The sequence below is a fragment of the Candidatus Obscuribacterales bacterium genome, assembly GCA_036703605.1.
Classification (GTDB): Bacteria; Cyanobacteriota; Cyanobacteriia; order RECH01; family RECH01; genus RECH01.
In genome coordinates this window covers 1-9,984 of sequence record DATNRH010001019.1, presented here as the reverse complement: position 1 = coordinate 9,984, position 9,984 = coordinate 1, and the positions used below count along the sequence as shown (strand labels likewise).

Sequence of the window (9,984 nt, the reverse complement as noted above, 5' to 3'; positions counted from 1 at the left end):
TGTAGGTGCCCCACCATTGCTTGAGGTCGAAGGGTAGATCCAGATCTAGAAAGGTCACAAAGCTTTGTAGAGCGGTGCAGCACACCTGCCGTCCGCGGCTATCCTCGGGAATAGCTTTGATCGTGGCTTGGATGGCCTCGGCGAGGTTGAGGGATGGCGTGGTGCGGGCGATCGCTTCCAGTTTGCGCAGGTAGGGTGCATAGGCGGTCTGCCAGGTGGTGCGGGCTGAGGCGGGGCGCGATCGCTGCTGGTCAAAAAAGGCCTGTTGAAAGGCGTCTATCTTCTCAGCTAAATCCATTTGGCTCAAGCGCTTACCGCCACCCATGGGTAAATAGGCTTGCCAGCTAAAGGTCTGCTGCAGCAACTGTCCGGCAATAATTTTGGCCTGTTGCTCGGCTTGCTTCAGTCCGCCAGGCGTGGCCGGCAGGTTCAGACTGAGGCGCTGTTGATAGGGGCGGAGGCGATCGCTGCCGGGGCGGGGCGGCAGCGTACCCCGGAGGCTCAGCTTGTTGCCCCGTTGTTCGATGCTTACCCCAAGCTGTGCTGCTTTGAGGCGTTGATTGAGGAGAACTAACCGTTCGTTGATAGAAGCCGGGTCAGCCATAGGACAGGCGATCGGGTGTACTCCGTCATGATATAAGACTCCGACCGGCGGTGGTTTCATGAGACCAACCGGATTTTAGTCCCAAGTTGTAGAAGAATACAACGCACCTTTTTCGGAACTGGCCATGCTGAAACCTTGTCATTCAGTCGCTGCGCTCACCCCGATGCTCGTCTTGGCAGGTGGTTTGACCCAAAAGGCTGAGGCCGTGGATCTATCCCAGGATTTGCAATTGCGGCAGCTCCATAGCAACCTACAGGCCTCTGTCTGCCGCAATGACTGGGATAGCGCCCTCGCCGCTATTAGTCCGCTGATGGTTACGCCGGGCATTCCCACCCAATATCAAGAGCAACTGGTTTATTTTCGCCATCAGGTGGAAAACTGGCGGGCCACCCAAGCCCAATTTGTCAATACGCCCAACTGTGGTGGCTCCAGCACATCCACCTCTTTTAGCACCTCTTCATCCTCCGTACAGACCTTTGAACGCCCGACGGAAAATGTCCGCACTCAACAGCTCTACGCCAGCCTGCGCGGTGCCGTCTGCCAAAATGACTGGGATCTGGCCCTAGCCTACGTTGGCCCGCTCATGGCCTCCGGGGTTTCTCCCAGCTATCGGGAATATTTGGTGTCCCTGCGGCGACAGCTTCAAGATTGGCGAGCTGCCAACACTCGCCTAGCTACCACTCCCGGCTGTAGCGGTGCGATCGCCCAAGATCCCCAAGCGACCGATCCCCCCCACATAGCCGTGGACTCCTTCGCCCAGCCTGAAGCGATCGCTGCCCCACAGTTTTCCTAGCTGACGTGCAACCCCAACAAAAAACTCCCTCGCATGGGCAAGGGAGTCTGGGGTTAAGGCTAGTCCGCCGTTCTCAGCTACGGGAGTTCGATGATCGTAGACTTCGGAAGCCTCTCGGACTCGGATCATGACCGGATAACGGGCTGAGCCTGTCAAAGCCTGAGTCTGTCGAAGCCTACCGAGCTAGACCGATCGAGAACTTGGAGGAGGGAATGGGTATCAGTTGACGAAATTCGTCGGCCCGCTATAGCCAGAAAGCTGAGCCAGCTCCTGAAGCGATCGCGTCCCTGGATAGTACTGTCCATTAATCTCCCAGGTAGGAAATCCCCTCACTTGGTCGGACAGGGACTGACAGAGCTCCGTCTGAGGATTTTGTCCGTCCGGCGCACATTCCACATAGGGAAATTCCTTAGCGGCTGGCAGACCAAACAATTGCTTTTGGTCGTGGCAATGAGGACACCAATAAGCCCCATACATCTTGGCTCCAATGCTACTTAGGTGCTGCGCTAAGGCAAGCTCCGCGTCACCGGAGGTAGTCGTTATCCGTGGGCCAGCTTCTCCCGGAACATCGTTATCGGCAGCCGGTGCATTCACACCGGCATAGACGCCCAAGGTGCCAATCAAGGTCACCATGGCCACAATAATCCCAATAAAAATCAGCTTGCCCGCGTCATCCCAGGCTCGTCCCAAAAGGGTCAAGACTAGGAAACTGAGGCTGAAGGTCGCGGAGCTGATGCAGTAGACACAAACCGTTTGCAGCTCAAACGCCAAGACATACATCAAATAACCGCTGAAGATGGTCATGGCGGTCGCTCCCATAAACAGGAGCGGCCATGTCCATTCTTCTAGCTTCATGCGCAGGTCTTTATTGGTCTCTGGATTCACCAAGGTGGGGGCGATCGCCATAGCTCCCATACTGAGATAGGCTAAGAGCCCAAAGATCGTGAGCGGAATGCCAAACACCTCGGCATAGGGGCTGGACAAGACCTGGGTACAGCCCTCCGTGGGACAGGCCGCTGTCCCGCCAGTTAATTTTTCATAGGTCAACCACCCGGTCACGATCGCGCCCACGCAGGCGATCGCCGTGATAATGTACCGCGACCAACGATGGAGCCAGGGTGTTCTTCGAGATCGACGGCTCATAAACCCTCCCTTTGACAAACACTTGTACAATACTAGTCTGCGATCGCAGATCAGGATCTGGGCAGTCAGCGACAGCGATCGCTGCTGCAAGATCAACCATTAGTAGTGTACCCTTCACGCCTAGAATCTCGGACAGGCCAAGCTCAAGTCACCGAATCCAGACTAGTAAACTGACACCCCCCAAGACCCTCACCCTAAACCCCTCTCCCAGAACGGGCGAGGGGTTTGGAAGGCACGCAAACTTTCTTGCTCCCCTTCTCCTCACCGTGGGCGAAGGGGTCGGGGAACGAAGGGACAAAATGGGGCAGCCCGTCAGCTTTTAGGGAGACACCGCTATCGACGAGTTCATGGAGAGGGGAGCGTTCGCGGATTTAGACTTGTCTGCCAAACCACGATGCATGGCTTCCGCAAACTGGCTGACCCGAATTGGGTCGATGGGTTGCTCGATGCGTCCCCGCCGTTTCAGGGAGCTAGAAACAATCACCCCATCCGCTGCTTGGATGAGCTTAGGAATGTTGTCCCAGGTGGCACCGCTGCCAATAAAGACGGGCGTACCCCCAGCAGCAGCGCTAGCTAGCTCTAAATCTTCCAGGGTCGGCGGACTACCGGTGGCCCAGCCTGAAAGGATGACACCATCAGCCAACCCCCGCTCAATGGTTTCCTGTACAGCGGTGGTCAAGTTCGGCGACCCTAGGGGGCGAGCATGTTTCACCAACACATCGGCAAAGATGCTGACGTCACTGCCCAACTCCCGACGGTAGCGCAAAAGCTGATGGGCCCGTCCTTCAATCAGCCCTTGATCGGTGGCCATAACCCCCGTGAGCACGTTCACCCGGATGAACTGGGCCCGCACACAGGTGGCGATCGCCATGGCACTTTGAGCATCGTTGCGCAGCACATTGACCCCGATGGGTAGGGTCACCAAATGCTTGAGGCGTTGCACCACCAAACTCATGGCGCTGACCACCGCTGGATCAACAGCATCCTTGGTAAACGGTGCGTCAAAAAAGTTTTCGACAATGATACCGTCTGCGCCTCCAGAGGAGAGGGCGGCGGCTTCCTGTTCGGCTCGGTCAATCACGGCCTGGAGGTTGCCCCCCCAACGGGGAGACGTCGGCAAGGGCAAGAGGTGAATGACCCCAATAATCGGGTTAGCAGTTTTGAAGATTTTTTTTAAGTCCACGGGTCTGAACTACTCGGACTCGATAACAAACTAGATGAGCATGAAATGGGGTCGCCGACCTAGGGAGAACGGGATGGTCTGCCCCTCGGGCAAACAAACCAGGATTCTCGTCAAGGTGAATCACCTATTCGCCAACCGTTTGCGATCGCATGGAGTCAGGAACAGGTGAAGGGGTTTGTTAGATAGTAACCCTACCAAATCAGAGGCCTATAGCCAATCTAATGATAGGACGGCCTATGGTAGAGCCAGGAAGATGCACCATCAAGGCAAATACCCCGATGACCCATCCCCAGCGCTGAATACATAGGTCAGCGGATACCCTGCTGTCATGCCGCCAAGAAGCTTATGGAACGGTGTTGCCAGCCTGTATCATGCCCTAACAATCAGCCTTGATTTGGTGTAGAGGAGGCGATCGCTCCTAAAAATAACTTTAGCAGCAATGGGTCTTCCCCGCGCCGACCTATCGTGGGCTTCCTGGATCCAAATGGTCAACCTTTCTTCACCTTTCTATGGGACTTCGGGCTAAATTGTGTAGTTATGTTGTGCTGTTTTGCGTTACTATAGCGATCGCTGCCCAGTGCAGCACAATCGATTGCGGCTGAAGGGCTCCAGATTTTAGGATGAAACGCCTATAATCCTCCCGTGCGATGAGGTTCAGGCTTTAGGCAGGAACGACGAGCAGCTTGCGATCGAGGCATGTACTGTAAGCTAGTCGTTCCGCTAACCCTACTGATCACAAGCCATACCTCCTAGTCATTAAGGTTGCTGTGGTTTCACAAGAGTCGTGTTACCACCTCTCTGATCAGTGTTATTTTCCTTGAGCCAGACTTTAGAAGAACCCTATGGGCAATTCGCCAACCATCGCTGTATCACATCTAGGCTGTGAAAAGAATCGGGTTGATACCGAGCATATGCTGGGTCTTCTCGTTCAAGCCGGATACCATGTTGATAGTGATGAGCGCCTCGCAGATTACGTCATTGTTAACACTTGTAGTTTCATCCAGGCAGCCCGAGAAGAGTCGGTGCGAACCCTGGTAGAACTGGCGGAAGCCAACAAGAAAATTGTAATTACGGGCTGCATGGCCCAACATTTTCAGCAAGAGTTGCTTGATGAAATTCCCGAAGCCGTTGCGGTGGTGGGAACTGGTGATTACAACAAAATTGTAGACGTGGTGCGCCGGGCAGAGGCCGGGGAGCGCGTGCAGGAAGTCTCGTCAGAGCCGACCTACATCGCCGATGAAACGGTTCCTCGCTATCGCACCACCACTGAAAGCATGGCCTACCTGCGGGTGGCCGAAGGGTGTGACTACCGCTGCGCCTTCTGTATTATTCCCCATCTACGGGGCAATCAGCGATCGCGCTCCATTGAGTCGATCGTGGCAGAAGCCAACCAGCTTGCTGCAGAAGGAGTGCAGGAGATTATTCTCATCTCCCAAATCACCACCAACTACGGCATGGATCTCTACGGTGAGCCCAAGCTAGCCGAGCTGTTGCAGGCCTTGGGAGAGGTTGAGGTACCTTGGATTCGGATGCACTACGCTTACCCCACGGGCCTAACGCCCAAGGTAATTGAAGCCATTCGCAATACTCCTAATGTATTGCCCTACCTAGATTTGCCCTTGCAGCACTCCCACCCCGAGGTGCTGCGCGCCATGAACCGTCCATGGCAGGGGCAGGTGAACGATCGCATCATTGAGCGGATTAAAGCCGCTCTCCCCGAGGCCATTCTGAGAACCACCTTTATTGTGGGTTTTCCGGGCGAGACGGATGAACATTTTGAGCACCTCTGCCAATTTGTTCAGCGCCATGAGTTTGATCACGTGGGTGTGTTTACCTTTTCCCCCGAAGAAGGAACTCCAGCCTACGATCTGCCCAATCCATTGCCCCAAGCGGTGATGGATGCTCGGCGCGATCGCTTAATGCAGCTTCAGCAGCCGATTTCGCTCCGGCGCAACCAGGCTGAAGTTGGACACGTTGTGGATGTATTGATTGAGCAAGAACATCCTGAGACCGGTGAGTTAATTGGGCGATCGCCCCGCTTTTCTGCAGATGTGGACGGGCTGGTCTACGTTCAGGGCACGGCTCGCCTAGGGACAATGGTTCCGGTTGAAATCACATCAGCCGATGTCTATGACCTCTATGGTCAGATTGCGGATTCCAAGACGCAGTTAAGAGGCGCGCTCAGTCGTGTCTCTGTTTAAACAGATTAACAAGGAGACTCGATGACTCTTTCTTTCAAAAGCTTAGGCCTATCTGAAGCCTGTGTAGCGCACCTCGACCATCTTGATTTCAAAACGCCGACGCCAATTCAGGCCCAGGCCATTCCCCACCTCCTCTCTGGACGAGACGTGGTAGGACGGGCGCAAACGGGTACCGGTAAGACCGCTGCCTTTGCCCTGCCCATGCTAGAACAAATCGACGTGGGCGATCGCTCCCTGCAAGCGCTGGTGTTGACCCCCACCCGTGAGCTGGCTTTGCAGGTCTACCAAGCGATTCAACTTTTCAATACCGATCGCCGTCTGCAAATCTTGACCGTGTATGGTGGGCAATCGGTCGAACGCCAAGTCAGCCGTCTGCGCAAGGGTGTGCAGATGGTGGTGGGTACGCCAGGGCGGGTGCTCGACCTGCTGGGTCGGGGCGACCTCAAGCTGGACAAGCTCAACTGGCTGGTGTTGGATGAAGCCGACGAAATGCTCAACATGGGCTTCATTAAAGATGTGGAAACCATCTTGAACCAAGCTCCGGCTGAGCGCCAAACCGCTTTCTTCTCCGCCACCATGGATCCCGTGATCCGCGAGCTATCGGCAAAATTCCTGCGATCGCCCGTGACCGTGACCATTGATCAACCCAAGGCTGCTCCCAACCGGATTAACCAGGTTGCCTACTTGATCCCCAAAGGCTGGACCAAGGCCCGGGCCCTACAGCCGATTTTAGAACTGGAAGATCCTGAATCAGCGCTGATCTTTGTGCGCACCCGTCGGGCTGCCGCAGAACTGACCCGCCAGCTTCAAGCCGCTGGTCACAGTGTCGATGAATACCACGGCGACCTCAGCCAGTCTCAGCGGGAACGGCTGCTGCTGCGCTTCCGTCAACGGCAGGTGCGCTGGGTGGTGGCAACCGATATTGCTGCCCGTGGTTTACACGTGGAAGACCTAACCCACGTGATCAACTACGACTTGCCTGATAGCCTGGAAAGCTACGTTCACCGGATTGGGCGAACGGGTCGAGCTGGGAAAGAAGGGGTTGCGATTTCCTTGGTTCATCCCCTCGACAAGCGCAAGCTGCGAGACATTGAGCGCCACATTCGCCAGAAGCTAGAGTGGGGCACGATCCCCACCCGCGCCGAAATCGAAGCGCGCTACATTGACAAGCTGAAGTCTCGGGTGCAAGAAGCCCTAACAGGCGAACGCATGGCGTCTTTCTTGCCGATTGTGTCTCAACTCAGTGAAGAGTTTGAACCTCGCATGATTGCAGCGGCAGCCTTGCAAATGGCCTACGACCAAACCCGTCCCTCTTGGATGCGGGTGGAGCCGGAAGCTACAGACGACGATCGGCGGCCGTCTCGTCCATCGGGTGGTGGTTCTCGGACACCCCAAACCAAATCTCGTCGTCCAAAAATCAACCGAGTTTCAGAACCCTCTAGCCCATCTCGTTCCTAGAGGCTAGGGCTGGACGAAGGAGTTAAACCTTCGACCCAAGAGTTGATATAGTTTTGACACTGGTTGTCCGTTAATGGCAGCCAGTGTTTTTTATGGTGGATAGTTCTGAAACCTATGATGCGATCGCTTGATCTTTTGCAGTTTTATCGCCAGTTGAGTACCCAAGTGTTCACCGTGGTGGATGTGGAAACAACCGGTATGGCTGGTTGGCGCGATCGCATCACCGAACTGTCAGTTTTGCAGGCCACCCTCGCTGATGGCGTAGTGGATCAACGCACTAGCTTGCTGAACCCTGGTGTTCCTATTCCCGCCAATATTGTCGCCTTCACCGGAATTTCCCAAGCCATGGTAGATGCCGCTCCAACCACCGCAGACATCTTGCCCCACTACTGGCCGGCCCTCAACCAAGGCGTACTCACCGCCCATAATTTAAACTTCGACTACGCCTTCCTGCAGGCAGAATATGCGCGACTGGATTACAGCTTCGATCGCCCCGCCTCAGAACAGCTCTGCACCGTGGCCCTATCTCGCCTGCTGCTGGCCGATCTACCCTCGCGCAGTTTGCCGAACCTGGTAGCCCATTTTGGGTTTAACGTAGGGCGATCGCACCGAGCCTCAGCCGATACCCTGGCCTGCTGGATGCTGACCCAGCGGTTATTATCCGACCTGCTAGAGGGCGACGATGATGCCATTCTCCAGCGATTGCAGCAGCAGTGGATTCCCCTCAAGGCGGCGGCCGACGTGCTGAATTGTTCTACCCGAGTCGGTCAGCGCCGTCTCGACCAGGCTGGCGTCAGCCATCGTCTAGTGCAACGAGGGCGATCGCAGACCCGCATGTATCGCCGGGGGGATGTGGAGCAGGTGGCAGGTTTAGCCTAATCTGGGGACTGGGTCGTGCCAAGATCGGCTTGAGCAGCAGATTCTGCTACGTATTGACGCATCAACCTTGGCCAAACCAGCACAAAAAAGCCCATCCAGACCCCGAGGGGAATGGCGACCAAGCCCGTCAGCCAAACGCGATGGAACAGCAGCCAACTGCCGCCAATCAGCCCCGTGCCGGTGAGCACAATTGACCAAGGCTGACACCACCAAGGTTTAAGATGCCAGGGATTGAAAGAATCCGACGTAGGATCAAGCACCATACTACCGAGACTCCTGCTCAATCCGTTGCTTAGCCACCTGCTCAAACCAAGCTATGATTTGCTCTGGCTGCAGCTCAGCGATCGCCACCTGTTCCTGCTCTGCAAGCTGCCGTAGGGGTTTCAGCGATGACAGCACAAGCTGGGTGAAAAACCGAATAAAGCCAGCATCGATCTCCAGACCTGCCTGGCTGGTACGATCTTGCCGCACCCATTCGGCCACTTCAGCCGTAGCAATCTGTTCGATGGGCTGGCCGGTATCCTGGGCAATTTGCTTCAGCGATCGCAGGGAGTAGATGGCTACTCGGGTGGAAAACTTATCGCGGGATGACAGCAGCGCTTGGTCTACCGCTGCACATTCCTCCGGTGTCAAAAATTCGGGGGGTTGAAACTCGGTCATAGTATCCTCTTAGGGGATCATCGTTGCGTCTATGCTCAGGGTCTAGGGCTCGATCCCTTTCCATGGATATAACCACACATCCATGCCTGTCTGGCTTCAATGGGCTGGGGGGATCCTGAGCTATCAGACTACTCTATGAGATCCTTGTCAAGAACTGGCTAGGAGGACGTTGATTTCTTGCTTAATGGCGCTGGGAAGGGCGATCGCTAGTGGAGCGAATCAAGTACCCACAGCGATGTTCGCCATTCACCAACCAGTGCGTACGCTTCACGGCGCAGCCCTCTAGGGCAATTTCAAACATCTCTAGCTCATGGCCACAGACGCTGGGAAACGACTCCGCAATGTGGGAAATGGCGCAGTTGTATTCCGTAATCACATACTGCTCCGCTGGGGCATCGTCCTGATCTTGATGGGCAGCGTCTGGCACCGATTCATCCTCCGGCTCCACCGAATACCACTCCGCCATGTAGCCTTCTGCCTGCCGCAGCTTCACCAAGTTGGCTACCCGCTCCTCCACCGATCCGTTGCCCACGCGATCGCGGTATTCTTGAGCTTTGCGCTCCCATTGTTTGCGCAAAATTGTTCCCACTTGTTCCCGACCGACGGTCTCGGTGAGGGTGTCGAGCAACGATAGGGCAAAGTCATCATATTGAGCTGGCAGGCGATCGCGCCCCTCCTGGCTGAGCCCATAAATATGTTGCGGACGCCCCATCCCCGTTTGCTCTGGATGATGTTGGATCAAACCTTCATCTTCTAGATCTTTGAGATGTCGCCGGATCGCCTGGGGGCTGATATTGAGAGCATCTGCTAAATCCTGGGCCTTGGCTTGCCCTTGTTTCAGGAGGTAGTAGAGGATGTCTTGTTTGGTGGAGGGGTGCTGCTTAGTGGCCATCATCGTCGGGGAGTGCTAGTCGTTCACTGACGCAAATTAGGTTGCTGAGCCAATCAAGAATCATCACAAAATCTCAATATTAGACTTTGACAACCTTACTGTTGTTAAAGTAGCCTACAATTATGTTAAGCAACAAGTACGTTGTTTTAATTATAGGGGCGATCGACCGTC

At 55.3% G+C, this 9,984-nt stretch carries 11 protein-coding genes; 4 read left to right on the top strand and 7 right to left on the bottom strand.

Annotation, left to right across the window (positions count from 1 at the left end):
* The coding region (locus tag V6D20_20820) for a hypothetical protein (GenBank protein HEY9818223.1) at positions 1-664 on the bottom strand (664 nt) is incomplete at its 3' end.
* A gap of 64 nt (positions 665-728) precedes the next feature.
* Here V6D20_20820 and V6D20_20815 point away from each other — a divergent pair.
* Positions 729-1,397, top strand: coding sequence for a hypothetical protein (locus V6D20_20815; GenBank protein HEY9818222.1), 669 nt, complete (start codon positions 729-731; stop codon positions 1,395-1,397).
* A gap of 219 nt (positions 1,398-1,616) precedes the next feature.
* Here the strand turns inward: V6D20_20815 and V6D20_20810 are convergent, their stop codons facing one another.
* The 3 genes from V6D20_20810 to V6D20_20800 form a co-directional block, all read right to left on the bottom strand.
* Positions 1,617-2,456 carry a vitamin K epoxide reductase family protein gene (locus V6D20_20810; GenBank protein HEY9818221.1) on the bottom strand — a complete coding sequence of 280 codons (840 nt, stop codon included), beginning with the start codon at positions 2,454-2,456 and terminating at the stop codon, positions 1,617-1,619.
* Positions 2,434-2,640 (bottom strand): hypothetical protein, encoded by a 207-nt coding sequence (locus tag V6D20_20805; protein ID HEY9818220.1) that lies wholly within the window; start codon positions 2,638-2,640, stop codon positions 2,434-2,436. Before V6D20_20805 ends, V6D20_20810 begins: the two co-directional genes overlap by 23 nt.
* Positions 2,641-2,859: 219 nt before the next feature.
* Complete coding sequence (locus tag V6D20_20800) at positions 2,860-3,723, bottom strand: BtpA/SgcQ family protein (GenBank protein HEY9818219.1); 864 nt, start codon at positions 3,721-3,723, stop codon at positions 2,860-2,862.
* An 842-nt stretch (positions 3,724-4,565) separates the two neighbouring features.
* On the opposite strand from V6D20_20800, the gene rimO reads away from it, so the two are divergent.
* The 3 genes from rimO to V6D20_20785 all read left to right on the top strand — a co-directional run bounded on the left by rimO (position 4,566) and on the right by V6D20_20785 (position 8,261).
* The gene (gene rimO, locus V6D20_20795) at positions 4,566-5,924 is read left to right on the top strand and encodes a 30S ribosomal protein S12 methylthiotransferase RimO (GenBank protein ID HEY9818218.1); all 1,359 of its coding nucleotides are present in this window, start codon (positions 4,566-4,568) and stop codon (positions 5,922-5,924) included.
* A 21-nt stretch (positions 5,925-5,945) separates the two neighbouring features.
* On the top strand, positions 5,946-7,382 hold the full coding sequence (locus V6D20_20790) for a DEAD/DEAH box helicase (protein HEY9818217.1): 1,437 nt from the start codon (positions 5,946-5,948) through the stop codon (positions 7,380-7,382).
* Positions 7,383-7,496: 114 nt separating this feature from the next.
* A complete protein-coding gene (locus V6D20_20785) occupies positions 7,497-8,261 on the top strand; it encodes a 3'-5' exonuclease (GenBank protein HEY9818216.1) in 765 nt (254 codons plus the stop codon).
* On the opposite strand, the gene V6D20_20780 is transcribed toward V6D20_20785, so the two are convergent.
* The 3 genes from V6D20_20780 to sufR all read right to left on the bottom strand — a co-directional run bounded on the left by V6D20_20780 (position 8,258) and on the right by sufR (position 9,816).
* Positions 8,258-8,524 (bottom strand): DUF6737 family protein, encoded by a 267-nt coding sequence (locus V6D20_20780; GenBank protein HEY9818215.1) that lies wholly within the window; start codon positions 8,522-8,524, stop codon positions 8,258-8,260. The two genes, V6D20_20785 and V6D20_20780, sit on opposite strands and share 4 nt — an antisense overlap.
* Before the next feature lies 1 nt (position 8,525).
* Positions 8,526-8,921, bottom strand: a complete 396-nt coding sequence (locus tag V6D20_20775; GenBank protein HEY9818214.1) for a hypothetical protein — start codon at positions 8,919-8,921, stop codon at positions 8,526-8,528.
* 181 nt (positions 8,922-9,102) lie between these two features.
* The gene (gene sufR / locus V6D20_20770) at positions 9,103-9,816 is read right to left on the bottom strand and encodes an iron-sulfur cluster biosynthesis transcriptional regulator SufR (protein ID HEY9818213.1); all 714 of its coding nucleotides are present in this window, start codon (positions 9,814-9,816) and stop codon (positions 9,103-9,105) included.
* Positions 9,817-9,984 lie beyond the last annotated feature (168 nt).

What these genes read in the sequence shown, in the direction of transcription:
- sufR (HEY9818213.1), bottom strand. Translation starts at nt 9,816, where the DNA reads ATGATGGCCACTAAGCAGCACCCCTCCACCAAACAAGACATCCTCTAC.
- V6D20_20775 (HEY9818214.1), bottom strand. Translation starts at nt 8,921, where the DNA reads ATGACCGAGTTTCAACCCCCCGAATTTTTGACACCGGAGGAATGTGCA.
- V6D20_20785 (HEY9818216.1), top strand. Translation starts at nt 7,497, where the DNA reads ATGATGCGATCGCTTGATCTTTTGCAGTTTTATCGCCAGTTGAGTACC.
- V6D20_20780 (HEY9818215.1), bottom strand. Translation starts at nt 8,524, where the DNA reads ATGGTGCTTGATCCTACGTCGGATTCTTTCAATCCCTGGCATCTTAAA.
- V6D20_20815 (HEY9818222.1), top strand. Translation starts at nt 729, where the DNA reads ATGCTGAAACCTTGTCATTCAGTCGCTGCGCTCACCCCGATGCTCGTC.
- V6D20_20790 (HEY9818217.1), top strand. Translation starts at nt 5,946, where the DNA reads ATGACTCTTTCTTTCAAAAGCTTAGGCCTATCTGAAGCCTGTGTAGCG.
- V6D20_20805 (HEY9818220.1), bottom strand. Translation starts at nt 2,640, where the DNA reads ATGGTTGATCTTGCAGCAGCGATCGCTGTCGCTGACTGCCCAGATCCT.
- rimO (HEY9818218.1), top strand. Translation starts at nt 4,566, where the DNA reads ATGGGCAATTCGCCAACCATCGCTGTATCACATCTAGGCTGTGAAAAG.